The organism is Bacillus toyonensis BCT-7112 (assembly GCF_000496285.1).
Taxonomy (GTDB): domain Bacteria; phylum Bacillota; class Bacilli; order Bacillales; family Bacillaceae_G; genus Bacillus_A; species Bacillus_A toyonensis.
The window spans coordinates 4,472,718-4,499,661 of sequence record NC_022781.1 but is presented as its reverse complement, the minus strand read 5'-3'; the positions used below and the strand labels follow the sequence as shown (position 1 = coordinate 4,499,661).

25 protein-coding genes are annotated in these 26,944 nt (G+C 34.1%); 2 read left to right on the top strand and 23 right to left on the bottom strand.

The window, feature by feature from the left end; genetic code table 11:
• Positions 1-60 precede the first annotated feature (60 nt).
• The gene (locus BTOYO_RS22930; RefSeq protein ID WP_000686787.1) at positions 61-1,026 is read left to right on the top strand and encodes a patatin-like phospholipase family protein; all 966 of its coding nucleotides are present in this window, start codon (positions 61-63) and stop codon (positions 1,024-1,026) included.
• Between the two features lie 105 nt (positions 1,027-1,131).
• Here BTOYO_RS22930 and BTOYO_RS22925 read toward each other — a convergent pair whose 3' ends face one another.
• The gene (locus BTOYO_RS22925; protein WP_000816372.1) at positions 1,132-1,299 is read right to left on the bottom strand and encodes a DUF3933 family protein; all 168 of its coding nucleotides are present in this window, start codon (positions 1,297-1,299) and stop codon (positions 1,132-1,134) included.
• Positions 1,300-1,311: 12 nt separating this feature from the next.
• On the bottom strand, positions 1,312-2,757 hold the full coding sequence (locus BTOYO_RS22920) for an aminotransferase-like domain-containing protein (protein ID WP_002038489.1): 1,446 nt from the start codon (positions 2,755-2,757) through the stop codon (positions 1,312-1,314).
• A gap of 119 nt (positions 2,758-2,876) precedes the next feature.
• Here BTOYO_RS22920 and BTOYO_RS22915 point away from each other — a divergent pair, with 119 nt between their 5' ends.
• On the top strand, positions 2,877-3,494 hold the full coding sequence (locus BTOYO_RS22915) for a LysE/ArgO family amino acid transporter (RefSeq protein ID WP_001287313.1): 618 nt from the start codon (positions 2,877-2,879) through the stop codon (positions 3,492-3,494).
• Positions 3,495-3,542: 48 nt separating this feature from the next.
• Here BTOYO_RS22915 and BTOYO_RS22910 read toward each other — a convergent pair whose 3' ends face one another.
• From BTOYO_RS22910 to BTOYO_RS22810, 21 genes are all read right to left on the bottom strand, one after another.
• Positions 3,543-4,772, bottom strand: a complete 1,230-nt coding sequence (locus tag BTOYO_RS22910) for a bacillibactin exporter BcbE (protein ID WP_033657374.1) — start codon at positions 4,770-4,772, stop codon at positions 3,543-3,545.
• Between the two features lie 236 nt (positions 4,773-5,008).
• Complete coding sequence (locus BTOYO_RS22905; RefSeq protein ID WP_000113546.1) at positions 5,009-5,215, bottom strand: alpha/beta-type small acid-soluble spore protein; 207 nt, start codon at positions 5,213-5,215, stop codon at positions 5,009-5,011.
• 125 nt (positions 5,216-5,340) lie between these two features.
• Positions 5,341-6,183, bottom strand: coding sequence for a sugar phosphate isomerase/epimerase family protein (locus tag BTOYO_RS22900; protein ID WP_000877704.1), 843 nt, complete (start codon positions 6,181-6,183; stop codon positions 5,341-5,343).
• A gap of 37 nt (positions 6,184-6,220) precedes the next feature.
• Positions 6,221-7,204, bottom strand: a complete 984-nt coding sequence (locus BTOYO_RS22895) for a DUF6005 family protein (protein WP_000200694.1) — start codon at positions 7,202-7,204, stop codon at positions 6,221-6,223.
• A gap of 23 nt (positions 7,205-7,227) precedes the next feature.
• Positions 7,228-7,503 (bottom strand): petrobactin biosynthesis protein AsbD, encoded by a 276-nt coding sequence (gene asbD, locus BTOYO_RS22890; protein WP_001250763.1) that lies wholly within the window; start codon positions 7,501-7,503, stop codon positions 7,228-7,230.
• Positions 7,500-8,738, bottom strand: coding sequence for an AMP-binding protein (locus BTOYO_RS22885; RefSeq protein WP_000909555.1), 1,239 nt, complete (start codon positions 8,736-8,738; stop codon positions 7,500-7,502). The genes asbD and BTOYO_RS22885 overlap by 4 nt, the downstream gene beginning before the upstream one ends.
• Positions 8,725-10,563, bottom strand: coding sequence for an IucA/IucC family protein (locus BTOYO_RS22880; protein WP_000861775.1), 1,839 nt, complete (start codon positions 10,561-10,563; stop codon positions 8,725-8,727). Before BTOYO_RS22880 ends, BTOYO_RS22885 begins: the two co-directional genes overlap by 14 nt.
• Positions 10,564-10,629: 66 nt before the next feature.
• Entirely contained in the window at positions 10,630-12,438 is a 1,809-nt protein-coding gene (locus BTOYO_RS22875) for an IucA/IucC family protein (protein ID WP_001163329.1), read from the bottom strand.
• A gap of 307 nt (positions 12,439-12,745) precedes the next feature.
• Positions 12,746-13,270 carry a GNAT family N-acetyltransferase gene (locus BTOYO_RS22870; RefSeq protein WP_000229281.1) on the bottom strand — a complete coding sequence of 175 codons (525 nt, stop codon included), beginning with the start codon at positions 13,268-13,270 and terminating at the stop codon, positions 12,746-12,748.
• Between the two features lie 79 nt (positions 13,271-13,349).
• The gene (locus BTOYO_RS22865; RefSeq protein ID WP_000119504.1) at positions 13,350-14,030 is read right to left on the bottom strand and encodes an MgtC/SapB family protein; all 681 of its coding nucleotides are present in this window, start codon (positions 14,028-14,030) and stop codon (positions 13,350-13,352) included.
• 156 nt (positions 14,031-14,186) lie between these two features.
• Positions 14,187-14,843, bottom strand: a complete 657-nt coding sequence (locus tag BTOYO_RS22860; protein WP_033657376.1) for a YkyA family protein — start codon at positions 14,841-14,843, stop codon at positions 14,187-14,189.
• Between the two features lie 14 nt (positions 14,844-14,857).
• Positions 14,858-15,679, bottom strand: a complete 822-nt coding sequence (locus BTOYO_RS22855) for a peptidoglycan-N-acetylglucosamine deacetylase (protein ID WP_000409398.1) — start codon at positions 15,677-15,679, stop codon at positions 14,858-14,860.
• A gap of 252 nt (positions 15,680-15,931) precedes the next feature.
• Positions 15,932-17,293 carry a HAMP domain-containing sensor histidine kinase gene (locus BTOYO_RS22850; protein WP_000824523.1) on the bottom strand — a complete coding sequence of 454 codons (1,362 nt, stop codon included), beginning with the start codon at positions 17,291-17,293 and terminating at the stop codon, positions 15,932-15,934.
• Positions 17,290-17,979, bottom strand: a complete 690-nt coding sequence (locus BTOYO_RS22845) for a response regulator transcription factor (RefSeq protein WP_000104235.1) — start codon at positions 17,977-17,979, stop codon at positions 17,290-17,292. The genes BTOYO_RS22850 and BTOYO_RS22845 overlap by 4 nt, the downstream gene beginning before the upstream one ends.
• Positions 17,980-17,992: 13 nt before the next feature.
• Positions 17,993-19,240 (bottom strand): hypothetical protein, encoded by a 1,248-nt coding sequence (locus tag BTOYO_RS22840; RefSeq protein WP_001174827.1) that lies wholly within the window; start codon positions 19,238-19,240, stop codon positions 17,993-17,995.
• A 151-nt stretch (positions 19,241-19,391) separates the two neighbouring features.
• Complete coding sequence (locus BTOYO_RS22835) at positions 19,392-20,396, bottom strand: LCP family protein (protein WP_002093782.1); 1,005 nt, start codon at positions 20,394-20,396, stop codon at positions 19,392-19,394.
• A gap of 318 nt (positions 20,397-20,714) precedes the next feature.
• A complete protein-coding gene (locus BTOYO_RS22830; protein WP_000738143.1) occupies positions 20,715-23,021 on the bottom strand; it encodes a glycoside hydrolase in 2,307 nt (768 codons plus the stop codon).
• A 216-nt stretch (positions 23,022-23,237) separates the two neighbouring features.
• Positions 23,238-23,450, bottom strand: a complete 213-nt coding sequence (locus BTOYO_RS22825) for a DUF6366 family protein (RefSeq protein ID WP_000095422.1) — start codon at positions 23,448-23,450, stop codon at positions 23,238-23,240.
• Positions 23,451-23,568: 118 nt separating this feature from the next.
• Positions 23,569-24,462, bottom strand: coding sequence for a homoserine kinase (gene thrB, locus BTOYO_RS22820; RefSeq protein ID WP_000612653.1), 894 nt, complete (start codon positions 24,460-24,462; stop codon positions 23,569-23,571).
• Complete coding sequence (thrC, locus tag BTOYO_RS22815; RefSeq protein WP_000276420.1) at positions 24,459-25,517, bottom strand: threonine synthase; 1,059 nt, start codon at positions 25,515-25,517, stop codon at positions 24,459-24,461. The genes thrB and thrC overlap by 4 nt, the downstream gene beginning before the upstream one ends.
• Entirely contained in the window at positions 25,510-26,805 is a 1,296-nt protein-coding gene (locus BTOYO_RS22810; protein WP_000552042.1) for a homoserine dehydrogenase, read from the bottom strand. Before BTOYO_RS22810 ends, thrC begins: the two co-directional genes overlap by 8 nt.
• Between the last annotated feature and the right edge of the window lie 139 nt (positions 26,806-26,944).

The window sequence follows — 26,944 nt, the reverse complement described above, 5'->3', positions numbered from 1 at the left end:
AAAAGCACGTATATTACGTGCTTTTTTTACATTTTCATTTTTAGAAAGGAAGTATGTGCAATGAAAATTGATGGTGTTTTTGAAGGAGGCGGTGTGCGTGGAATTGCACATGTAGGGGCAATTTGCGCGTTAGCTGAAAAAGGGTATGAATGGGAGCGTGTAGCTGGAACATCGGCTGGTGCTATTATTGCAGCTCTTTTAGCTGCTGGCTATTCTTGTTCAGAATTAAAAACAATTATAACTGATATTGATTATAACAAATTTATGAAGAAAACTTTCCTTGATAGAATCCCGTTTATCGGTAAAGGAATAAGTGCATGGTCTACTCTAGGTATTTATTCCAATGTATTTATAGAAGAATGGCTTGAAGAATTACTACGAAAAAAAGGAATTCACTTATTTACAGATTTACCTGATTTAAACAAACTTAAAATTATTGCTTCTGATATAAGCAACGGTAAAATGGTTGTCTTTCCCGATGACTTGCCAAACTACGGATTTTTAAATTATCGCTTCTCGATTGCTAAGGCAGTAAGAATGAGTAGTACCATTCCTTTCTTCTTTGAACCAGTAAAATGGAGAACACCAAAATGGAAACAACCTTGTTATATGGTTGATGGTGGGATTTTAAGCAATTATCCCATTTGGATTTTTGACTCCCCTACCTCACCTCGCTGGCCAACTTTTGGATTTCATTTTGTAAAAAATGAAATTCAAGCTGATCCCGCCCATTATAAAGAGCCCATTTCCATGTTCAAAGGACTATTTAAAACAATGATGCAAGCTCATGATTTACGGCATTTAGATAAAGAATCAAAAGCAAGAACAATTACAATTCCTACAGGGACGATTACAAGTACAAATTTTGAATTAACGAAAGAGGAAAAAGAATGGCTTTACAATTCTGGTTATAACTCCGCAAATAAGTTTTTACAATCTTGGAACTTCAGACAATATGTTGATGAATATAGAAATGGAAATCAACATCGCAAAACCAATCGATTTTTCCGTCAGCTTGACTCATAATATTATTATTTTCATACGAGATTTCTTGACGCTTTAATAATAAATAAGCCTAGTAATTTCATATATTACTAGGCTTATTTACCAACTACGTACCCCACACATTGCTTACGGATAAGTTAACCCTTTCGCTTCTTCCGCGGTAATTACTATGTAACGATTTCCCGTTCTTAATCCTAGCAGTTCTGCTTTTTCGACTGCGTCCTGCTTCGTCTCTGCATAAGCAGCTAAATATTTATCTCCATCGATAATTTGGCAAATTACATATTGTTTCATTACTTTCTCCTTTTACATTTTAATTAGTTGTGCAAGTTTTTTTATACCTATTTCAATTTCTTCTAACGTTGCATATGAATACGATAGTCGCAAAAATTGGTTTGCACTTCTATCATACAAAGTACCTGGATTTAATATAATCTTTTCTTGTAAAGCTTTGTCAAATAAGCTACGATTCGAAACGGGTACATTCATATGTAACCAAATATAAAAACCACCTGTCGGTTCATACCATGTTGCTATTTCACGACAATATTTCTCTAACATATGTAACATAAAATCTCTACGTTTCTTCAATTCATTTCTTACAAACTGTAAATGTTCATCATATAATCCATTTGTAAACCATTCTGCTGCAATTTGCTGGGATATAGAACTCGAACCATAATCTGTTTGCATTTTTATATCTGCCAACCTTTGAATTACTGATTCAGGTCCAACAATCCATCCAATTCTTAAACCTGGACTAATCACTTTAGACATACTCCCGATATATAGTACAATTCCGTTTTTATCATATGCTTTTAAAGGCTTTGAAACAGGCTCATCAAACCATAAGTCTTGATACACTGCGTCCTCTATAATAGGCAATCCAATTTCATTACATATCTCCATTACTTCTTTCCGCTTCTCTGCATTCATACTAAAGTTCGTCGGATTATGAAAAGACGGAATTGTATATAAAATAGATGCGTTAAATTGCTTCTTATATTTCGCAATATATGATGCATTTAATCCATTCTCATCCATTGGTATTCCAATTAAACGCATTCCTGCTGATTGAAAAACATTAAGCGAATATAAATAGGATGGTTTTTCTAGTAAAATCGATGCCCCTTTCGGAAGAAGCCCCATAGAAATAAGTTGCAACGCTTGAATTGCTCCTGAAACAATTAAAATAGAATTAGGAGATACATATACACCATGCCCTTTTAAGTAGCCCGCAATTTTCTCCCTTAAATAGAGATTTCCTTTCGGCTCTTCATACCCAAGTGGCACGTTTGATTGCAACAGCTTATTCATTATTAGTTTCATCTTTTTTTCAGGTAAGAGACTCGGCGCGAGTTCACCTGTTCCTAAACGAATTACATGCGGATAAAATTCAGCTTGATTAATATCTTGAATAGCAGGAAGGTTCGGATAATGAAGCCCTGTTTCTACATAAGACTGCCAATTAGGAGGCGGAGCATATGTTGAAGTGTTCTCATTATTATTTACAACAATCGTTCCCTTTCGGCCATTTCCCTCAATGTACCCTTTTACTGCTAGTTCATCGAAAGCCATTACAATTGTACTTCGATTCACACCAAATGTATGTGCCAAATCTCTTTGTGAAGGTAACTTTGTTCCAACAGTCCATTCTCCATTAACGATTCTTTCTTTTATATACGTTTCTATTTGTTTATACAAAGGAGACGCTAAAGACATATCAGGCTTCCAAACTAACCTTTCCATCATACATATCACCTTACATTCTTTTTGGTTGGTGACCTCCCCAACCATATGGATGGATACAAATTTTCATTTCTTCTATACAATATACACTATCATAATGAATTAAAGTAGGAGGTAATATAATGAGTGAAGCGATTATTCACGGTATCATCCTTGCATTTGGCCTTATCATTCCATTAGGTGTCCAAAATGTTTTCGTATTTAACCAAGGTGCGAGCCAACCTAATATTTGGAGGGCAGCCCCTGTAGTATTAACTGCTTCTCTATGTGATACGTTACTAATATTAATTGCAGTACAGGGTGTATCCCTTGTACTCCTTACTTTTTCTTGGCTAACGACGACATTATATACGATTGGATTTATCTTTCTCATATATATGGGCTTCGTTATTTGGAGAAGTAAGCCTTCCAAAGATGTAAAACAAGAAAAAAGCATGCCTTTAAAAAAACAAATTATTTTCGCTGTATCGGTTTCGTTATTAAATCCACATGCGATTTTAGATACGATCGGTGTAATTGGGACAAATTCTATTCAATATATAGGAAGGGAAAAATGGGCTTTTACATCTGCAACGATTATCATTTCTTGGATTTGGTTTATTAGCTTAGCTTTAGCTGGAAAGTTTTTAAAGAGGCTAGACTCAACTGGAAAGGCAATCGTATTATTAAACAAAATTTCAGGACTCGTCATATGGGGAGTCGCACTTTATATGTTAAAACAAGTTATTTTCCCTAACTAAATTAATAGGATTGCACGCTAATTATAGGCCATGCAATCCTATTTCAAATTATGCAGTCGGTTCTGGATTCTGTTTTATTGCCTTTTCATCTTTTGCTGGTTTAATCCAAATCATTGCTATAACGGCACCAATAACAGCGAAAATACTTGTCAAATAAAACACTTCATGGTCCGACCCTTTCATAAAAAATGAATATAGGGGTGGTCCAGCTGCTACACCGATAAATCGCATCGAACTATAAAATGACGTAACCGTGCCTCTCTGCTCCTTTTCAATCCCTTGTGTAATTAGGGCATCTAAACATGGGAGTGCCATACCAATTCCTACTCCCATAATAACGAGACATAGAAGTAGTAAATAGATCCCTTTTATAAATAAAGGGATTATAACTGATGTCGCAGCCAGTAAAAAGCCAATATAAATACACTTCTTCATAACATTTTGATTATCTCCAATTTTTTTACCAGCCATATATGAACTAATCGATAATACAAGCAAAGGAATAGCAAGTACACACCCTTTCCATATACCATGAATGTCATACTTTGACTCCAGTATAGTAGACAAATAAAAGAGAATTCCGAATAAAATAAGCATTATAATTGCACCTAGTGCAAAAATGGCAATTAACCATCTTCCCTTTTCTCGAAACGTAGAGATAATAGCTTGAATAAACTCTCTTAGTGGTGGTACTTCTCCTTCTTGTTTTTTTGCTTTTACTAGTACCAGTAATAAAACAATCGATACTACACATAAAACTGGAATCGCCCAAAATGGTAAGAACCATACAATGGCAGCTAGAGCAGATCCTAAAATAGGGCTGAGTACTTTTCCAAATGTATTTGATGTCTCAATGATTCCTAAACCTGCGCTAACCTGTTTTTCATCTTTGTATAAATCACCAACACACGGTATAACAACTGGCATTGCACCAGCAGCACCAATACCTTGAATCGCTCTACCGATAAGTATCCAAACGTAGGGATTATCAACTTTCCATGATACCCAACCAGTTACCGCTCCTCCGATAGCCGCAATCAGTAAACTCGGAACCATTACCATCTTCCGTCCCCATCTATCTGATAAATAACCAGCAATCGGTATAAGTAAAATTGCAACTATGGAGTAAATTGTAATAATCATGGATACTTGAAACGATGAAATATGTAATTTCTTTTCGATAGTCGGCAGTATTGGAATGAGCATTGAATTCCCTAATGTCATAACAAGTGGAACTGATGCAAGCGCAATTAAACAACAGTTTTCTTTTTTTAACATGTTGACTTCGGAACCTTTCATCATATATTTCTTACCATATAATAGCCCTGGTGGAACGTAATTTTTCATTCCACCAGGGCTATTACATCTTTACTACTTCCCATTCATAACGAAAGAAATTGGGTAAAATATAGTATTATTCCTATTGTTTGAATCCAGTTCGCTATATATCCATACCAATTAATTGAAAAAAAAAGAAAGGAAGAATCCTTCCTTTCTCCTATAACCTTCTACATTTAGCGAGTATATCCGCCACCAAGTTGTTGTTCTGCCATCGCTACAAGGCGTTTCGTGATTTCACCACCTACAGAACCGTTTGCACGTGAAGAAGTTTCAGCTCCAAGTTGTACACCAAACTCTTGTGCAATTTCATATTTCATTTGATCTAGAGCCGCTTGTGCTCCATGTGATGCTAATTGATTAGAATTACGATTTCTAGCCATTACCAATCACCTCCTTGATATATATATAAATTGTGCCAAATTCGAATTTAAATACATGGTAATTTTTGGTTATTTTTAACTATAAAAAAAGAGACTCTAAATAGAGACTCTTTTATCATTTTATATTACGAAGTTACTACCTCTAATCTTCTATCTGTTAATACTTTCATTTCTTCTTTTAATATATCTTTCGCGTTGTGTCCAAACCATTCTAGCGAAGCAAAATAGTCCGTATCTCGCACTTCCCGAATGATATCATCATAATTTACAATACCTTCAAATAATGGAACCATACCAATACGACTTCCCGCTGCGGCATATACATTATTAGGTTCAAATACATGTAAATAATCCGCTGACGATATATTCTTAAAATGGTAATGTTGTATCCACGGTCTTAGTCGATGAAAACTGTCTATTGGATCTGCACCAGACTCCCATATATGAAGAAAATCAAGGTTTATTTTCAAATTCGGATGGTCTACTTCTTCTAATAATTCCAAAGTAGACGGCAACGTGTCCGTTAACGTATTTGGATGTGTTTCTAAAAGTACATACATATCATGCTGAGCAAATAAATCACAAATCTTGTGAATTCTCTTTACATACTCTTGTCTCTCTTGTTTCGAGAAGTCTACACTCCCTTTTTGTCCGGCAAACGTACGAATTTTATTCGTATTAAACCAATTTGCTAACATTACGAGTTGTTCACATTTCCCCATCGTTTTTTCAAAATCTGCTGATAATGATATGTCTAAATAATCACTTATCATCGTAATTTCTAAGTTTTTATCCTTTAAAAAATTCAACTCTCGTTCTGTCGTTTCACGCTCTTGCACATACAAATTTTGTGCATGAGTTCCCCACAATTCAATTCCTTCAAAACCGTTTTCATATGCAAATTGAACAATATCAGTAAATGAAATTAATTGATGACGAAATGAAATGGTACATAGCGAATATTTCATAACTTTAAACTCCCCTATCTTAAATTCAGTTAGCTTTTTAAAGAGTTACGACAGACTGATTTGTTTTCATACCTTTCCATGATAGAAACTGTCTCTCTAATTCCTTCTTAATTTGCAGTTCAATTGCATTCATTTCATCCAGTTTTTCAATAATCGATACGAGCATACCCTTATTATTCGTCATTGCCATTTTAATTGCACGATACTGTACATTTGTAAATCCTTGTACAATATCCTCTACCCGATCACACCAATAATCAAACTCCTCTTCCGAGTATTGTAACGTTTCACGGAAGTATGCAAAGGCATGTTCATAACTATATTTACGAATTGCAAGTACTGGTATTTGTTTTACTGCTACTACAAGCTTAGAGAGCGAATACCCCTCTTCCTCATTTGCCATTTTTATAATTAAATTTTTTAATTCCATAGTCAGTTCATTATCATACTTTTTGAATGTCTCAGTGAAATAATTAGCTACCATTTCTTGCGTCGGCTCCTGAATCGCCTCTACATCAATGAAATAACCACCACCGAATGGATTATCTTGAACAGAGTGAATCACTTTTTCTCTTTCCATATTCCCTTCCCAACGAAAATCAGGATCTAACATGAACCATTCTTCTTCTTTCTCTGTCTTCGATATCATTAAATAATGCGGAAATGGTTTTTGGTGAAACTTATTTTCCCTCTCTGGTAATAAAGACATATCCACCATTACAATTACATAACGATTTTCCGGCTTATTTTCTACTAATTCTAAAAATGTTTCTACATTTCTATCTTTATCTTTTGCATGATCATACCATTCGTTCACTTTAATACCATACAGTTTTTCATACCAAAGTAAATAATTATCATGGTTAATGTTTTCGGAGTGATACGAAATAATTCCGCCTTCTGTTATATCAAAGTCTCCATCCCATAGTCCAAAATAAAATGGACGAAAATCTATATCACCACGTCTTTTTATAATTTCACAAAAACAGCTCACTAAACAGTGCACTTTAATTGAAGTCATACTCTCATCCACTTTCTCCAAGGTTAGTTATTCACATTTGATTCTTGTAACGGCTGTAACTCTTCCATAAAATCAAGTAAAGATCCTACAGTAAGAAACGCCTTTGGATCTACCTCATCCTCTGGGACACATAACTTCAAATCCATTTCTATGTATACGATAAGCTGCAACATCATTACCGAATCTATATATAAATCTTGATTTAAACGCATTGTTTCTTCTAAATGCGTTACATTTCTCAGTTCCATTTTTTCTGTCATAATTTTCAGCACTGCACTCTTTAACGTTTCACGTCTCATGTTGTAACCTCTCCCATCTCTAGTAACTTTCTACTTACTTTTCCAGTTTTATTTTTCGGAATTTCAGTTACACTTTCAATTTCATACGGAACTTTATAAGACGGTAAGTGCTGAATACACCATTCTCTTATTTGTACTGGGTCAATATGAGAGATTACTTTCGCTTTTACGATTTCTCCCATCACTGGATGTTTCCCTCGGTATACAATGGCTTCTTGAATACCTTCTAATCGAAGCATCGTTTCTTCCACCTCTATAGGAAACACTTTTAACCCTGAAACATTGATTACATCATCCATACGCCCCATAAAGTGAAGGCCACGCTCAGATTCATACCCTAAATCTTTCGTATAAATTTCCTTTCCAGCAATTTTCACTACGATTTCTTCAGGCTCATTTTCATCTGATCCTATGTTTATACTTACATGTGGAAGTGGTTTTCCTAAATCTAAATGACTCTCCATATCATGACATATACTAATACAACCAGCTTCAGAACATCCATATTGCTGCATCATGTACGTTGTCATTTCATTTAGTTTATAAAATAATGTTTCGGGCAAAGGTGATCCGGATGTCATAATTTTATGAAACTGGAACGTTCCTAGTGGAAAACTCCCCATAATATGTAGCATCAATGGTACTGCATATATGATATGTTTTTCTGTATTGCGAATAATATTTAATGCGAATTTAGGGTTTTTATTCGTAATAATTATAGGCTTACTTCCTCTTGTAATAGAAGATAACGTACCACATATTAATCCGTACGAATGTGAAACAGGAGCCATAACAATCGGTACTTCATCTTCTTCACAATTTAAAGCTTCATTATAAGCAACGATTTCAGTATCAACTTCCGTCCATGATCTGCAAATCAATTTCGGTTCTCCCGTGGTTCCTGAGCTATATTGCAATAAAGAAGGCTCTTGTAGTAATGAATTCACTACTTCTAATTTTGTAAATTCGCTACATTCTCCATATAAAAGTCCCGTACAATTTGCACGCCTTGCCATTTTAATAGCCGTATCTTTTGGTGTATCTTCATGTATAAGAAGTACAGATGATTTCTTTTCTTTTAAGAAAAACACAAGTGTAATAATATCAAATGGATCTTTCAGACAAAGTGCAAATCTATTTCCTTTTGCTGCTTGAAATTGTTCCATTTCCTCGTAAACTTGTAATCTCGATTCAAAATCATTTTTACTATACTCTTGTTTATTAACGATTAGCATAATTTCCCCCTGTAACAAATGATTTTTGTATGTTAAGTTGCTTTGCACTATACAATGGATTTGGAACTTCATGAACAAGCGATTCTACATCCAAATATAAACGACGCTTCGTTAATTGCTCCGCATAGAAAGTAGCTGTGTATAATTGAATGGATTCAAATCTCTCTTTCAAATGTGGATATTTTCTAAAATGATTTTCAATTTCTTCGACAATCAGCATCCAAAAACGTTCTTCTTTCCATTCATATTCATCCGCAAGTATGAAAGCTAACTCTCCTAGATTAAATAAGAAAAGTGCATCTAAAACCATCTCTTGCAAACATTCGATGCGATCCATTTCAAAGAAATCATTCATTTTTCCGTTCACATACGTTTTATGCATTTTTGTAAACTCAGGGCATTTGTCAATTTCTTTCAAGTATGGACGATAAAACTCAAGTCCTTCATGAAAGTCCTTTAATGCAACCCGGACAGGTAGCCCTTCTTTATGGACTAAAATCATATTTTGACCGTGTGATTCTAATGCGATCCCGTGCTCTACAACAAGATGTAAAACCGGTATTATCGCTTTTTGAATAAGTACTTGCAGCCAATTTTCTATTCCATATTTGTTTAACCATGCGTCAATAATTGGTGTACTATCTTTCTTTTTTGCATATAAGCCATTAAAGGGAACTGCATCCTCTTGTTTATCTACATATTTGTGAACGCTTTCACGCCAAATACATCCTAATGAACCATATGTAGCTTTCTTATTCGTATCATACGTTACGCTCGAGAATTCCTTTAATAAAATCAAGCGCGATTCATCCCTTAAATAAGGATCCTGACTTACGACATCACTTAACCAATTTGATATAGCTGGTGCACTCACAACCGAATGTGGTTTCAACGTACGGATAGTTGAAGTATTAAGTAAATTCATCGATAACTTAACATACGGCTTCTTTGGATTCGTCATATTTCTTAATGTTCTCATTGACTGTTGGGCGCAGTAATCATCCGATGATTCCCCTAAATAAATCACATATTTCCCCTGTATATGATCAGCATAATTAGGAATAATAAAGTTCTCCCACTGCCAAGGGTGGACTGGGATAAACAAATACTGTTTTGGATTACATCCCATATTTTGAATACGATTTATATATTCTTCTATTCTCTGCACACCAATTTCTTCTGTTAAAGTATTGCTATAAATCATTTCATTTTCATAACCTACAGTCGCATATTTCTTATGTGCTGCAATCCAGATGAGTTTTATTGGCTTCATGAATTCATATCCATATTGAAAATTGTCACGATATTGAAATCCAATGCGCGCTTTATAGCTAGGATGATACGGGTGACCGTCTATTAAATGGCTTTCAAACTCATCGTAAGATTTTCGAGTATATTCCTCCCTTTTATTTCTTTCATATTGTGCAATCGTGTCTTTAAATATTGTTTGTTCTAATTCGTGAATAAAAGAATCTAATCTAGTTCGTTCTACGTTAACAACCCGAAAAACTTCTTCTAAAAATTGCGACACAGATTGTATTTCTTGTTGTTCATCTTGCACTCGTATTAGTAACGAGTCTACAGCAATACGTCCAAATGTCATCCTTTCTCTTCCGTGGCATTGGTACGAAACATTTTTATTTTCTTCATCAAGTCCTTGTATAATAAAAAGAATTTGTTCTTCCTTCTCTACACGAACTGGCGTTATAATCCCCTCATAAATTAACGATTCTACTAACTGACGTAACACCCTTCTTCGCACTGAAATGTATTCTTCTGATTCAAGTGCCTTCAATATTTTCGTGTGATACATATCCACTTTCATAAACTCCTCCACTTATGACGAAATACCAAATTCCATTATTTGTATTACGTGAAATTTTAACGCTATTTATGAACGAACAGCCACTTCTCTAACGAGTGGATTATGCACTTGCACATAAATTGCTTGCTCTAATGGATTTGTTAATTCATCGACATCGAAAAATCTCGTTAATAAATTTGCTTTACATGCCAACTTATCCTCTTCCAACAATTCTCTTAAAAATGTAGAAGGTTCACGGTTATATGGAAGGAATGATTCCAATACAGACCTTAATTCAGAAAGTAGAATTTCCTCCTTAATTAATCCTGCCGTACCAAAACCGTTAATAAGTCCAAACATATGATTAAAAATTAAATAGTAACGAAACCTTTCATCTACAATATAATCGTCATATAAATTCCCAGTACGTTCTCCAATACCAGATAACTCATTATTAAGCATCTCTTTCATTGAATTACAGAAATAAAATCCTTGATTATCACGGAAATAATATTTTACTGGATAACCATCCTTCAACTGTACAACACTATTTTGTTGATGAGCTTCTAATGCAACTCCATACTGTAAATACATCCATACCATCGGCTTTAAAGAAATATTTACATACCGTCTAAACCACTCTAAACTTACTTCTTCACAGCTTCTATTTTCTAACTCTGCTATATGATGAATTATATTCGATAAACGAGTGCGCTCTCCAGGAATAGCATCTTGAACTAGTCCAGCAATTAATGTAGCATCATTTGCATGTTCACTATAGAAAGGGTTCTCGCGAATAATTACTTCAAATCCAGATTCTTGTGTTCCATAATTTAATGTAATAAAGGCTGGATCACAAATAAAATCAAAGCCTGGAAATCTTTCTCGTACTTCACCAATAGCCGTATTTAACATTTCCTTCCCTTCAAGGCCACTCTCAAGTTCTTTCAACTTATTAATGCGCATTGAATTTGTTACTTTCACTGGAAAGGAAAACTTAAGCATATATTTCGAATGAGGATGATATAGCGTCCTAAGTGATGATGTTGCCATATAACACTTACCTACTGGACCAATATATTCAAGCACTCCTTGATTTATCCACTCTTGTACATAAGGTTGATGTAATAACCATTCAGCCTGAAGCGGATGAATTGGAATTAATGAATATTCATCTTCCTTACAGTACTTCTCTATAAATTCCTCATTTACCATCTCATCTTTACTTAATTCTTCTTTTATAATCGTTGTTGTAGAATCTAATAATAATGATTTTTCATTTACTATACTTTTATGTGCGCGAAAATAATGAAGCTGGCATTCTCCTTTTAATTCTGGAGAATACATTGCACTTTTCCAATCCAATATACCTTGTCTACTCTTTGGGGTAGGATGAGTTAAATGCCCAAATAATAAAGATTGCTCCGCCTCTATAAAAGTTGTATGGAAACCATATAATGCAGATGTATCTTCTGCTCTCTCTTTTGTAAATTCTTCAATATTTTGACAACTACAAATAACTCGAAGCATAAGCTCAGCAGGATTAGTTCCTTCTCCATAGTTGATAGACATCTCTTTTATTAAAAATGTAATAACTGTAACATAATCTGCTTTTATAACAGTTTTAGTTTCTCCAATTTGATAATAAAACTGTTCTCCAAACAAATGGCGATCTGTTGCTGATTTATATATAACTTCTCCATACAAAGTAACATTCTGTGCCGATAGCCGACAACATAAATATGTGGGGACTACATTTCTATTTAACGTATTACTGAAGATACTTTCCATTCTTTCATCCTCTGTAATCCATTCCCCACTCCCTGTTTCTCTTAAATAACAGTTTAAAAAACTTTGTATTGTTGCATGTTCTGCGATTTGTTTCGCATGCTGCATACTGGTCCTCCTCTTTATATTAACGCTATCGAAATTTTATAAAACAACCAATGATTGAATATCATTATCAATTATGATTCTAATTGATTGTTATTATCAATTCAAGAGTATATTTCAGAATTTTTTTATCTGACAAAATTTTTTTCCTTTTCTATCATTTATTTCATCTAATTAAAGATACAATAGAAAAATTTTTACTCTCAAGTTAACTATTCATTATTTTTCACATTACTCGTTATTAATCGATTGAACAGAGTTAAACAAAAAGGTATACCAATTAAAGGTATACCTTTTAAAAACATAAAGTTTACATAATAATATTATTTATATTCCTCCAGCAATACGCTGTTTCTTCTACCTGTACTCTCTCTAAAAATTTCGTATCAATTTTTTCAGGATTATATTTTTCATAAAACTTTTTAGCGGGATTATTAGTAACGACCCAAACTAAAAGAGATTGCATACCATTTTTTATACATTCCGACAGTAACACTTGAAATAATTTTTGTCCTATTTTCATTCCTTGATACTGTTGTAACAGATAAATCGCATATAATTCCCCATCACAATTATATGTACCGCTTCTTTCAACTCCCCCATCAATGAATCCGATTATTTTTCCATTTAACGTTTCTGCTACAAATCTGAATTGGTAATTATCTTCTTTTTGAAAAATATTCTCCCACTGCTTTTTTCTTTGTTCAAATGTTACATTTTCTAAAATTTCGTTTTCGAATATCCCGGTATACGTTGTTTTCCAGCTTTCCACATGTATTTTTGCTATTGCTGCAATATCCGATTTTGTCGCCCTTCTAATGTGTATCTCCACCATTCTCATCCCCTTTAGAGAATAATTATAGCAAACTGTTTTTTTTACGCGTAAAAAAAGAGTGAATTTTCATCACCCTTTTTTATCTACTTTCAACTTCAACTGAAACAACTCGATCAATCTCTTTTAGTGAACTATATAACTCAGTTGTATATAAATCTTCTGGAGCTAAAATAACCATCTCCAATTGCTGAAATGCACCACTATCAATATCTTTAATTTTCACTCGTTTTACATGCATGCCTAATTTTTTAATTTGCTTAAATATACCATCTAATTCTTGGTGCTCTTTTACAGTAATTTTTATAGATAAGTCCTTTTGTCTTAATGAATACGGGCCTGCAATTTTCACAAGGTGAGGCAGTACGTTAATCGCTAAAATAATTAAAATCATGGCAACGGTCGCTTGTAAATAAAACCCTGCTCCAATTGCTATACCTAAAGCTGAAGCAGCCCACACCATAGAAGCTGTCGTTAATCCAGAAATAACGTCATTACTTCTTCGTAAAATGACACCTGCCCCAAGGAAACCGATTCCGCTCACAATTTGAGCAGCAAGACGCATTGGATCCATATTTGTATGACCTGGAACAGAATATACATGAACTGATTCAATTGAAACCATCGTAATTAAACAACTTGCTACAGAAATAACCATACTTGTTTTCACACCAAGCGGTTTATTCTTTAGCTGCCTATCTATCCCGATGAATAATCCTAAAAAGAGCGCTAAACCTAATTTGAGTAAAAATTCATATGACATGTTTCATTCTCCTTACTTTACAATGTTTCCCTTCGAATAATTCACTATAACTCTTTTATGATATCTATTCCAGTCTTTTCTATTCATTTAACGATAAAAGCCGAAAAAACATTTTTACATGTTTTTTCGGCTTTATATTCCGATTAAGAACTTTCTTTATTTCTGTTCTTTAATCTTAATCTGCGCATCTTTATAAAATGCTAATTTACTGTCATTATACTCTTTTGTATAATTGTTAAACTGCTCTTTCGACTTTTGTGCATCTCCATTTAACTCATTAAAAGTTTTAACTTTCTCACCAATCTCTTTTAATTTCGTTTCTTTTACCTTTAATTGTTCGTACAGTTCTTTTTCAGTCGCTAACGCCTTCGTGTAGTTTTCATTCATCTTTTGGAATGCATCGTAACGTTTTTTATACGACTCTTCAACTGCCTTTGCTTGCTTTTGCACTTTCTTATCTTCAAGTTTTTCTATATTACTTTGAACGGATTTCGTTTCCTTCTGCGCTTTTTCTAGCATTTCTTTTTCATTTTTCAATACTTTTTCACGGTCAGCTACATTTGCAGTCGCTTGTTCTATCTTTTTCATAACTGCGTCATTATGATCTTTACCTTCTTGTAAAATTTGAGAATATAGTTCTTGACCTTGCTTCTCTAAATCCTCTAATTTTTTCGCTTCATCAACTAAAGACTTTTCTTGTGTCGCTGCTGTTTCAAAAGCTGTATATAAATTTTCTTCTGGCTTTTCACCGAAACAACCTGTTAATACCCCTACTGATAACGCTCCAACTAATGCTACTTTTCCATACTTCAACATTCATTCCTCCATTACATACGGTTATCATGCCAGAAGTTCACTGGGAAGTGACTTTCTTCATGATAAGCTTCAAACTCATAACCCTTTTCTTTTAACCCCTTTAAAATTGCTGGCACAGCAGCGACTGATTGCGGGTGAATATCATGCATTAAAATTACTTCTTGTGGTTTTGTTGCATTTGTTAATACGTTTTGAGCAATTTGCGCTGCAGCTGCATCAACTTGCATTTTATTATATTTCCAATCTAATGAATCAATTGTCCAATCCCAAACTTTAAAACCGCCTTCTACCACTTTATTTCGAAGACCTTCATTTAATCCAGGCATCGAACCATATGGTGGACGTGTTAATTTAGGTGATTTTCCAATAATATTAGCAATTAAGCTTTGGTCTTCTTTCATCTCATTTACATATTCACCATTTTTATATAACTTTGCAAAATTATGTGTCATACTATGCATACCTACATAATGTCCCTCTGCATTTTCACGTTTCACTAAATCCGGAAACTCTTTTACATTCGCTCCAATTAAAAAGAATGTCGCCTTCGCATCATGCTGTTTTAACGTATTTAATAATTCAGCCGTATATTTGCCTGGTCCATCATCAAATGTAAGATAAGCAACTTTTCTTTCTTTTCCATTAAAACGACTTGGTGCCGTTTTATTCAATTCAACTTTTGATTGTTCACTTGCAAGCTGTACTACATTTTCTTGTTTTGCAACAGCCTTTGCTGGTGAAGTAATTGATTGAAACATAAAATACCCAATAGCTACTGCTGCAACCGCTATTAAAACGACTACTACTCGTTTCATATTAAAAGCTTTTTCCATTCTATCGAATTCCTCTCCCTATTAATCTTATATATAAATCACCCAATGTAATTATACATCTATTTATTTTATTGCACGATATAAAGTGAAACTTTAATCAGTGGGGAGTATTCATCCCCCACTGATTATTAACCTTCACCAATCGATTGTTTACGGGCAGTTAATTTCCCACCTACCTTCTTTGCTCTAGCCGAATTTTGAGGCGGGAATCTCACTACCCACAAATAGCGTGATAAATAGACTGTATATGTATTATAATGGGAGTTTTATCAAAATTGTTGTTCCTATTCCTTCTTTACTCACAATACTAAGTGTACCTCTATGAAGCTCCACCATTTTTTTTACGATAGCTAAGCCAAGACCTGCACCTGCAGCATGATTATTAATCTGGTAAAAAGACTGCTCTATATATGGTAAATGCTCTTTAGCAATTCCAATCCCTTCATCTTTCACCTTTATCACTGCTTGTCCTTCATTTTTAGTCGCTTCAATGTATACAGTACCATTTTCATGTGAATATTTAATTGCATTTTGAATAATATTCAAGAAAATTTGCTTTAGCCTATTTCGGTCTCCCAACAATTCAATTCGTTCTATAGTATTAATGAATTGAATTTGTTTCTTTTCAGCGTTAGGAGTTAATTGCCAAATCGTCTCCTCTAGTATATCGTACAATTGCACCTTTTGTTTATATAAATTAAAATGATTTGATTGTAATCTTGAAAAATCTAACAATTCTTCTACTAAATGAATCAATCGGTCTGTCTCACCGGAAATAATCCCCATACCTTGCTTGATTTCTTCTTCTGTTAAATGTTCTACTGTTTTAAGCGTCTCACTCCAACCTTTAATTCCTGTTAAAGGTGTTCGTATTTCATGAGAAATAGAAGCGATAAATTCATTTTTCATCTGTTCCGCTTTTTCTATTTTATCAGACATATAGTTTAAACTATGTGCTAATTCACCTAATTCACCAGGATAATCTTCTTTAATTTTATTTTTCAACGTTCCTTCTGCGATTTGTGAAGAAGCTTGAATGATAGATTCAATTGGCTCAACAAAAGAATTTGCCAAGCGTCTACTAATTGAGAAGACAATACATGAAATAACAATACCAACGGCAATAGTAAACATAATAATTTCAATAATCTTTGCATTCACATGTGTTAATACTGTCGTATATTTTAAAACACCGATTGTTTGTCCTTGATGTATAAGTGGGCTTAGCACTTCTAGTTGTTTTTCATTATCTTTCGTAGTAGTAACTTGATTATACATTTCACCTTCCAATAAAGATTGTGGGATATTCACTTTACCTTCTACTTTTTCACCACTTGAAGATTGTATAACCGAACTATGACGATCAATTAACTGTAATTCCGTTCCATCTAATTGAAAACTACTAATTATGTCACCACTATATTCTTGCAAACGAATAAAATATAATGAATTGTATTCTGAGAAAAATCGAGTACTCGTCTTCGCATGAGATTCTATATATTGCACAATACCATTATAATAATATCGATAAATTGAGACCGAAAATACTACCTCAAACAATACAAGCATAAGTGTAATGACCGTCATAAAATATAAAGTCACTTTCCGTTTCATCTTATACTTTCCTTCCACACATATCCTTTTCCCCACACTGTAAGGATAAATTCGGGTTCTGATGGATTACATTCTATCTTTTGGCGTAACCGTCTCATATTTACATCTACGACTTTCGTCTCGCCTACGTAATTCGTTCCCCAAATCATATTTAAAATTTCATCACGTGAAACCGGCTTTGAGGATTGATTCATTAAGTATTGTAAAATCATATACTCTGTAGGTGTTAAATCAACCAATTGTCCATCTCTATATAATCTTTCTTCTATAATATTTAACGAAAACGGACCAGACGTAATTGTATTCGTTTTTTCTTTATGCACTTCTATTCTTCTTAATAGAGATTGTATACGTGCAGTTAACTCTACTGGACTAAACGGTTTTGTAATATAATCATCTGCACCAATTCCTAGTCCTTGCACCACATCTCCATCTTGTACACGTGCGGTTAACATAATAATGCCCATTTTTTTATTTTCTTCCCGAATAGTTTTACAAACTTGAAAACCATCAATTCCTGGTAACATGACATCAAGTAACGCTACATCAACAGTGTGATCACATAAAATCTGTAACGCTTCTTCTCCAGTACTAGCTTCTAATACATAAAATCCAGCACGCTTTAAATTTAAGACAATAAAACTACGGATTGGCATTTCATCTTCTAAAACTAAAATTGTTGACATAATTTCCACCTCCCTACTCTTGTTGATAATCCGCTAGCGGTTTTATATATGCTTTCACTTTTTTAAACTTTGATCGCTTCGGCACTGCATATACGTGAGAAGCCGTTTTCACCGCTGCCTCGAATCCTTTTATTTTGAACCATTCTTTCCGCTTAAAAATTTGGACTTCAAGCCATATTTCATTTGTATTTACGCCCAAAAACTTTTGAGAATTTGATTCCTTCTGCTGATCTGGGATAGTAATTTTCCCAATCAACTCTTCAGGAATTTTCACAAAATACCCTTTTTCTATATCGATGTATCTTTCTTCTATAGGTTTCGTTCCATCTTCACTCCACTGTATGTAACGTTCAAAGAGCGGACTATCTCCATGTGACTTATCTTCCCAACCTTTTGGACGTACAGTACGAACAAATTCAATAATACCGTCTTCATTTACATCTTTACTTTCCACCACATATTCATTGAATAAATCTTCTTTCCCATCTATAGGTAGTACCTCATAATGATCCTTATCAAATTTTGCTACATAAGTTATACCTGAATGAGCCCCAATTCCTGCATCAATTACAATCGCCTTTAATGTTTTAGAAATATGGCCCATTTGTATTCTTTGAATACTATTTATAAATGGATCAAATGTAACTTCTGATATTGTCTTAAACTGCTCAATAAGCTCAACTGTCAACTTCTCATCTTTTTCATAAGTAACAAGGCTTATATCATTAAGACCATTTCTATTTAGATCCTCTATAAATAACTTCGTGTAACGCCGATTATAAATCTCCTTCATATCATCATTTTCTTCTGAAAAAGCATACATAACATGTTCTAACGATTCACGATTTACAGAGATTCCAATTAATAATTCTCGCTTCCCATTCCCTGTAAAATCACCGACTTCAACGATATCTATATCCTCACCATCAAATTTATGCGTGGACTTTATTTTCCACTTATAGCCGATTTCCTCATATACAGCTAAATATACGCTACGATCTTCATTCGGCAATTTATAAAATACGATGGCTTCTTTTTTATTATCTTGTTTAAAATCCATTGACCAAATCATTTGTTTATCTTTATTAGACTTTGGAGTAAGCAACCGATAATTAACAGGCAAATCTTTATCTATTTGCTCTTTTAGTTCATTAATCCACTTTTCATTTGCAGGAGCTCCCATTAAATTGGTTGGAGCTTCAGACATTTTACATCCAGTCAATATAAAGACGATTCCCATAATGCTTATCCATTTTTGCATATGTTATCTTTCCTTATAACAGTATTTATCTTTACTTTTTGCTTATCCAATAATCTCATACATATGAGTATAATTTTTCTAGAATAAAAAATCGTTACAGAAAAGTTACAAATCCATTTCCATAAAAAAAGATTGGCAAAGGCCAATCTTTTTACTTTTCATTTAGAACTGATTTTGGCGTTACACCTAGATGTTGATTCAGTTTATTTGAAATATCTTTCACATTTTTTTCATTTGGAATGTAATAATAAATACCACCAATACGTTTATCAGTACCTTCAATTTGCATCTTTTCCATTTGTAGATCCGATCCTGCCATGTTTTTCGTAATAGCAAGCATATCATCAAATGTTAAGTTTGTTTTCATGTTTTTATCAACTGCATCAAGTAGAGAGCCCATTTTGCTAATTGATTGAACAGACATTGCTTTTTTCGCAATTGCTTCTATTACAAGTTGTTGTCTCTGTCCGCGCATTGCATCACTATCAATTTTACGTGTTCTTGCAAGTGCAAGTGCCTGTTCTCCATTTAAATGTTGGAAACCTTTTTCTAAATGAATCATACCTGCTTGGTCTTTACTATCTTGCTCTGTGAACGTAACAGGTACATCAATATCAATACCACCTAGTGAATCTACAATTTGAACAAATGACTCAAAGTTAAACTTCACATAATAATCAACTGGAACATTTAAAAATCTTTCCACAGTATCTCGTGTACTTTCAACACCACCAAATACATGTGCATGCGTAATTTTATCTAATTTTTTTCTAGATGGAATATAAACACGTGAATCACGCGGAATACTAACTAATTTAACAGATTTATCATCTTTATTAATTGTTGCTAATAAAAGTGCATCCGTTCGAACCGCTTCACCATATTGACTTTTCCGCATTTCACTACCGTCTACACCCATAATTAAAATTGAGATATTATCCTTTAAAGGTTCCACTTCTTTATCACGTTTTGATGATTTATCAATTTGTGCATATGCATCACTTACAACCGCTTTTGCTTTATTATATATTAACGACCCATATCCTACTCCACCAAAAACAAGCAAGAACAATGGAATTATTATAAACCACTTTATTGACTTTCTTTTAGAACGCTTCTTATTACTTCTCGTATTTTGTTCTAATTCAGAGCTCATACCCATTCGCCTCTCTTTCTCTTTCCCTAGTATAATGTATGTCTAGTAATCTTCATATTGAATTTCCTTTCAATTACCTTACAAATTTGTAAGGTTACATTGTGGATTCAATATATATTCCATTTCACATTATACTCTCGTACTTATTTTTGGCAAGTCACTATTTACTAACTTCAAAAATTTAGCACTTCGCAACATTCGAAATTACAGATTTATCAACCTTTTCATTTCAAATAATCTGACTTTCAACTGAAAGAACGAACAAAATAGTGAGTCAAGTTAGTTATTAACTCTCTATTCATACAGTTATATTTCACATTATTGTTTCGCCAACGGCGTATACATGATTTTCTTCCCATTATTATAAATTAAAGCAGTCTTTGCTTTTAATTTCGTTTTTTCTATTTCCACATCTTCATTTGAGAAATTCACAATAATTTTAATATCTTTTCCATATGAAGTAGATTGTACTAGCTTATCTTCTGACAAGTATGCAAAGTTTGTCATTTCTTCTTTTACTGCCTTTTTATGAACTTCATTCCAAACTTTCAGATGCTCTGTAATTTCTTTTTTATGCTGATTCCACTCTACTTCATCTAAATGGTACAAAGGAGGAACATTATACAATAACTCATATAGCATACGGCTTCCTACCTCATCTTTCACTTTCAAACTTCCCCATTCCCAGTGATGCGTTGTAATGACGGAATCGTTGTATACTAATTTATATAAAGGAAGCGAATATACTGGATTTAAATATACTTGTTTATATTCTTCTTTCAATGGTACTTGTTTTGCATATTTTTCTGGAACATTTTGATTTGGTGAATAATATCCACCGACATAATACGGGCTTGTTTTGTTTTTCCGCATATCTTCATCGTCCCATTTAATAACTGGCGTTTCAATTCCATGAGCAAATGCAATCGTACTACTGGCAAAATCATTTCCGCCCTCAGAGCCAACTACCATACCTTTTTCTTGGGCAATATAATCCATTCGTTGTAATCTTGCTTTTAAATCTTGTTCCTGTGTCGTTACATGTTTTGATGAATAGTCATCATAAATTTCACCCGTTGCATCACAATCGATAAACCATGAATTATATTTAGGACCATTTTGCAATATATCGTTCATTCGTTCTTTTACACTAGGAAGTGATAATGTTGGATTTAGTTTTCGCCCTCTACCTAAAAACCCTTGCACCTTTTCTCCATTTTTCTTCGTTACAGTTGCCTCTTCATATAACGATGGATCATTAAAGGACGCTGTGTTCCAATTTTTATCACCTTTCTCATGAATGGAATGATAAGAATCATACGGACCAACTAAATATCCCATTTTCTTAGCTTCTGTAACAAAATTAGGTTGCATAAATCCTTGTTCCCAGTTCGGTAGACCAATCCAAGCTTTGTCTATCCCTTCTTCTTTCATTTCCTTTATTATATCCGTTCCATCTGCGTTTCCCCACTTACTTATATCTTCAACTGAATCACCAAGTACTGACTTTAATAAATGCTTATTTAAGCTATACAGTTCTGCTTTCGATAAGTGATCTATACCTTTTTTTAATAACTCACTAGCCTCCTGATCAACTTTCGGGAAAATATCCTCTTTATACAATTCCTTCATTGATAACACTTCGTTTACATAACGCAAAATAACATTTTTTTGATACTTATCAATGAAATCTTGTTTACTTACTTGCTCAAATACATTTAATTCCCCAGGCTCTGAACTATTTTTTTGAATAAGCTCTTTTATATGGCTAAACACTGGGCTATTTATTTGCTCTCTTAACTTCGGCCAATTTACATTACTTGCTGATAAACCATTTTGATTCCAAAAATAAAAATGAGCCGCTCCATAAAGTTTTTCAATTTCTTTATTTCTTCTTGCCTTTTCTTGTAATGTTTTAAATTCACCTTTTTCCATAATGTTATCCTTATACAGCTTAGCAATACTTACTGCATCAGTATTTGTGACATATAATTGAAAACCATATGTTTTATTTTTATTTATACTCGGGAATTCATGTATAAAATCAAACCCTATTTTCGGATCCGAATGAAATTTCACTTCATTATTAAATATATTATTCGCAATATATACAATGGAATATTTCGAACCATTTAATGCAAAAAACTTCATAGAAAATGATTCAGCAAATGAATATGCATCATCCTTTAAAAACTTCTTCCAATTCTCATCATTACTTGGAATTTGTTTACCTTCCCATAACGGAAGTGTATAATTTTCAGCCTGTACTTTCGGCCATGTAAAGCTTTCTGCACCAATCGATTCTACTTCAATATTTAAGTGGTCTTTTTTCTTTTCTAAGTTTACTTTTACTTTTTGATCTGGATATTCCCACGACATACGATCCTTATCTTTTTTTACATTCGACACCTTCATTATCGGCAGAGCTCGTGATGCCTGTTCCTTTACACCATCATGTTCTACAGTTAACGTGAAAGTCTCTGGATTTACATCGTAAGTAAAATCTTTATACGTCGCTTTCTTTATTTTAGACTCTTGTACAGCATTATTACCTTTTACATCACACCCGACTAAAGTCGAAAATGACATAGTTGTAAGAAGACATATCGCTATCATTTTTTTCATCTCCTGCACCTCCATCCCTGAATATACAGGGGATTTGTTACAGGAATATGGCAAAAAATAATAGAGCTAGCATAATGCTAACTCTATTATGAGTATAAAAAGTTCTCAAATAACTATAATTTATTTTTTAATATGTAATACAGCGGGACTTTAATCCTTGTTTTTTATTTTCACAAATAATGCAAATAAACAAATTAAAGTTTCGCTAGGCTTTCCTTAACTGAAAAAGTAAGTGTATATAATATATCCTAAAACTAACACTAAAATTAATATCCCTGTACCTTTCCAATTCATGCCCCCTGTCATATCACCAAGGCTACCTGATTCCGCTCTATTGAGCCCATCATTCAAAGAACCGGTAGGGTTATTTTTTAACTCACTTTGTCTTATGTGTTCTCTTTTTTCTTCTGGTGACTCTTTTGAACTCATATAATCACCTCCAAAATTAATACGCTCTTTACTGAATTATACAATACTCATTTTCATTTTATATGCTGATTTAAAATATATTTACAGCAAAAAAAAAAGCTAGCGATGCTAGCTTTTTTTATAATCCAATATGTTCTTCCTTATTTACAGAAATCCCTTTATGATCGATTTCAAGCTCACATACTTTCATAGCTGTAAATACTTTCGCTAATTGCTCAGCGATTTCTTGACGTTTCTCATACGGCGTTAATATAAAAATAGATGGTCCCGCACCGCTAAGTGCTGTGCCGTACGCACCGAATTCTTTTGCGCATTTACGAATAGATGGTAATAACGGTACGAGTTCTAAACGATATGGCTCGTGAAAATGATCTCTTTCCATCATTTCACCTACAACTTCCCACCGCTTTTGGCATAATGCTGCTACTAATACGTTGCTTATCGCACTAGCTTTAACTGCTTCATGAAACGGAAACATTTCTGGTAATACAGATCGACTTTCATCTGTATTTAGCTCTTCATTTGGAATAAGAGAAATTACGCCTAATTCCTTACTTTCAATCCTTACAACTGAAACATTCTTTCCATCAAGTGCTCCGATTACAGTTCCACCTAATATAGAAGCTGCAACATTATCTGGATGCCCTTCAAAATTTGTAGCAATTTGAACCTTTTGATCAGTCGTTAAGTTCAAATTAGCAAGTTGATTCGCAAGCTCTATTCCTGCTACAATCGCTGAGGCACTACTTCCTAGTCCTCTTGTTAGCGGAATATTACTAGTAACTTCTATTATATGGGGTGATAAAGACGGACATACTTTACATGCCGTGCTAACGATTAAATTTTTATCATCTGTCGGAATTGAATCTTCAAAGGAATGTATTACTTGCCATTTATCAGCTGTGCCCTTTACAACAACCTCTAAATACAATGACAAAGCTATTCCTACTGAATCAAATCCAGGTCCAACATTTGCTGTACTAGCAGGCACACGTACTCTCAATGGTATCACGACATAATCACCCCTTTTATATGTTCTTTAATTTGTTCTATATCATTTGAAACACTTGCAATATCTAATTTATTAGAAGAAATTGCGATATCAGGATCTTTCAAACCATTTCCAGTTAATACCGCAACTACTGTTTCTCCTTTTTTGATTTTTCCAGATTGAACATGTTTCATTACGCCAGCTAATGAAGCATTTGATCCTGGCTCAGCGAAAACCCCTTCCGTTTTTGCTAACAATCTATACGCATGTAATATTTCCTCATCTGATACCATATCTATCTCGCCTCGAGACTGCTCAGCAGCCTCTACTGCATATGACCAACTCGCTGGGTTACCGATACGTATAGCTGTTGCAATTGTTTCAGGTTCTTCAATTACATGTCCTTTTACAATTGCAGCTGCTCCTTCCGCTTCAAAGCCGTGAATTCTTGGCTTTTTGTAGCCTTTTTCTTTCTCATATTCACAGAACCCTTTCCAGTATGCTGTAATATTCCCTGCATTCCCAACAGGAATAGCGAGAACATCTGGCGCTTTTTGCAACTGGTCACAAATTTCAAACGCTGCTGTTTTTTGCCCTTCAATTCGATAAGGGTTCACTGAGTTTACTAATGTAATTGGCTCTTCTGCAGCAATGTTTCTTACAGCCTTAAGTGCATCATCAAAATTTCCTTCTATTGAAATGATTTCAGCTCCATAAGCGACTGCTTGCGCTAACTTTCCATGCGCAATCTTTCCTTCCGGGATTACGATAATACATTTCATTCCGAGGCGTGCCGCATATGCTGCAGCCGCTGCCGATGTATTACCTGTTGATGCACAAATGATTGCCTCAGAACCTTCTTCTTTCGCTTTAGCAACCGCCATTACCATACCACGATCTTTAAAAGAACCTGTTGGATTCGCTCCTTCATACTTACCATATAAGTGAATCCCTAATTGTTTTGATATATTTAATAATGGAATTAGAGGCGTATTCCCTTCCATTAAACTGACATCAGGTGTGTTTTCATTTACTGGTAAATAAGCAGCATACTGTTTTAATAGTCCTTTATACATATTGTTTTTCCTCCTCAATAATGTAATAACTGTTTATTTCACTTGCGACAGCTTCTATTGCTCCTAAAACTTTTTCGAATTGATATTTTGAAGTTTGATGTGTCACAACAACGACTTCTGCAAGCTCACGATTCAAAGGTAATTGAATCACTTCTTTTAAACTTACAGAATAATTAACGAAACATTCTGTTACTTTTTGCAACATCCCTGGCTCATCTTGTAATGAAATACGTAAGAAGTATTTCGAAACAACTTCTTCATCTCCTTGTAATTCATACGGCACTGGTTCTTTTAACGCACTTTTATTTTTCGGAACTTGATTCATATTTTTAACAATCGAAATAATATCACTTACTACAGCAGAGCCAGTCGGTAACTTCCCAGCTCCAGGTCCGTAAAACATCACTTCCCCTACTGCTTGACCGTGAACATACACTGCATTAAATTCATTATTTACATTTGATAACGGATGACGGCTTGGTAAAAGAGTCGGTTCTACACTTAAATGAATAGCTGCTCCTTGTTTCTCCGCTTTACCAATTAGTTTCATAGTAAATCCTAACTTTTCAGCCATTTGTAAATCTTCTTTTGCAACCTTTCGAATCCCTCTCACTTGCACATCATCTAATGAAACATTCATCGAAAACCCTAAATTCGCAAGGATCGCTACCTTTCTCGCCGCATCTAGTCCATCTACATCTGCTGTCGGATCTGATTCTGCGAATCCTAATTTTTGTGCTTCCTGTAAAGCCTCTTCATACGACCATCCATTTTGACTCATCTTTGTTAACATGTAATTTGTTGTTCCATTTACAATTCCCATTATTTTTTCAATTTGATCTGAAGCTAATCCGTCTGTTAATCCTCTTAACACTGGAATACCACCCGCTACACTTGCCTCATAACATAGATCACAATCATTTACGTTCGCTAATTGAAGAAGTTCCGCACCGTATACAGCCATTAAATCTTTATTTGCTGTTACGACATGCTTCTTATTTCGTAAAGCCTTCACAATATGCTGTTTTGCTTCTTCAATTCCGCCCATTACCTCTACTACAATATCAATATTTGAATCATTTAGAACTTCATCTGCATGACTTGTTACTGCAATTCCATCAATACAAACATCGCGTTCTTTTTCCAAATCACGTACAACGACTGTTTTTACTTTCACTTCGTATCCTGTATCAAGTGCGATTTTTTTATAATGTTCTTTCAAAATGTGGACAACACCACTTCCGACTGTACCTAATCCTAACACCCCAACATTAATAACGTTATGCATCTTCTAATCTCCTCCTACAATTTTATTTTTTATCTCTATCAATCACCTTGTTCTGCTTTTTAATCATGCAGGTGGTGGTTATTTCCGTACGTACGAATCGTTTCATGTTACAGCACCTCCTTTCAAAGTAATAAAGTGA

What these genes read in the sequence shown, in the direction of transcription:
- BTOYO_RS22855 (WP_000409398.1), bottom strand. Translation starts at nt 15,679, where the DNA reads ATGGAAAAAGCTTTTAATATGAAACGAGTAGTAGTCGTTTTAATAGCG.
- BTOYO_RS22925 (WP_000816372.1), bottom strand. Translation starts at nt 1,299, where the DNA reads ATGAAACAATATGTAATTTGCCAAATTATCGATGGAGATAAATATTTA.
- BTOYO_RS22900 (WP_000877704.1), bottom strand. Translation starts at nt 6,183, where the DNA reads ATGAAATATTCGCTATGTACCATTTCATTTCGTCATCAATTAATTTCA.
- BTOYO_RS22910 (WP_033657374.1), bottom strand. Translation starts at nt 4,772, where the DNA reads ATGTTAAAAAAAGAAAACTGTTGTTTAATTGCGCTTGCATCAGTTCCA.
- BTOYO_RS22930 (WP_000686787.1), top strand. Translation starts at nt 61, where the DNA reads ATGAAAATTGATGGTGTTTTTGAAGGAGGCGGTGTGCGTGGAATTGCA.
- BTOYO_RS22880 (WP_000861775.1), bottom strand. Translation starts at nt 10,563, where the DNA reads ATGAAAGTGGATATGTATCACACGAAAATATTGAAGGCACTTGAATCA.
- BTOYO_RS22830 (WP_000738143.1), bottom strand. Translation starts at nt 23,021, where the DNA reads ATGAAAAAAATGATAGCGATATGTCTTCTTACAACTATGTCATTTTCG.
- BTOYO_RS22875 (WP_001163329.1), bottom strand. Translation starts at nt 12,438, where the DNA reads ATGCAGCATGCGAAACAAATCGCAGAACATGCAACAATACAAAGTTTT.
- BTOYO_RS22905 (WP_000113546.1), bottom strand. Translation starts at nt 5,215, where the DNA reads ATGGCTAGAAATCGTAATTCTAATCAATTAGCATCACATGGAGCACAA.
- BTOYO_RS22835 (WP_002093782.1), bottom strand. Translation starts at nt 20,396, where the DNA reads ATGAGCTCTGAATTAGAACAAAATACGAGAAGTAATAAGAAGCGTTCT.
- BTOYO_RS22895 (WP_000200694.1), bottom strand. Translation starts at nt 7,204, where the DNA reads ATGACTTCAATTAAAGTGCACTGTTTAGTGAGCTGTTTTTGTGAAATT.
- asbD (WP_001250763.1), bottom strand. Translation starts at nt 7,503, where the DNA reads ATGAGACGTGAAACGTTAAAGAGTGCAGTGCTGAAAATTATGACAGAA.
- BTOYO_RS22870 (WP_000229281.1), bottom strand. Translation starts at nt 13,270, where the DNA reads ATGGTGGAGATACACATTAGAAGGGCGACAAAATCGGATATTGCAGCA.
- BTOYO_RS22840 (WP_001174827.1), bottom strand. Translation starts at nt 19,240, where the DNA reads ATGCAAAAATGGATAAGCATTATGGGAATCGTCTTTATATTGACTGGA.
- BTOYO_RS22845 (WP_000104235.1), bottom strand. Translation starts at nt 17,979, where the DNA reads ATGTCAACAATTTTAGTTTTAGAAGATGAAATGCCAATCCGTAGTTTT.
- BTOYO_RS22920 (WP_002038489.1), bottom strand. Translation starts at nt 2,757, where the DNA reads ATGATGGAAAGGTTAGTTTGGAAGCCTGATATGTCTTTAGCGTCTCCT.
- BTOYO_RS22810 (WP_000552042.1), bottom strand. Translation starts at nt 26,805, where the DNA reads ATGCATAACGTTATTAATGTTGGGGTGTTAGGATTAGGTACAGTCGGA.
- BTOYO_RS22885 (WP_000909555.1), bottom strand. Translation starts at nt 8,738, where the DNA reads ATGCTAATCGTTAATAAACAAGAGTATAGTAAAAATGATTTTGAATCG.
- BTOYO_RS22850 (WP_000824523.1), bottom strand. Translation starts at nt 17,293, where the DNA reads ATGAAACGGAAAGTGACTTTATATTTTATGACGGTCATTACACTTATG.
- BTOYO_RS22915 (WP_001287313.1), top strand. Translation starts at nt 2,877, where the DNA reads ATGAGTGAAGCGATTATTCACGGTATCATCCTTGCATTTGGCCTTATC.
- thrC (WP_000276420.1), bottom strand. Translation starts at nt 25,517, where the DNA reads ATGTATAAAGGACTATTAAAACAGTATGCTGCTTATTTACCAGTAAAT.
- BTOYO_RS22825 (WP_000095422.1), bottom strand. Translation starts at nt 23,450, where the DNA reads ATGAGTTCAAAAGAGTCACCAGAAGAAAAAAGAGAACACATAAGACAA.
- BTOYO_RS22865 (WP_000119504.1), bottom strand. Translation starts at nt 14,030, where the DNA reads ATGTCATATGAATTTTTACTCAAATTAGGTTTAGCGCTCTTTTTAGGA.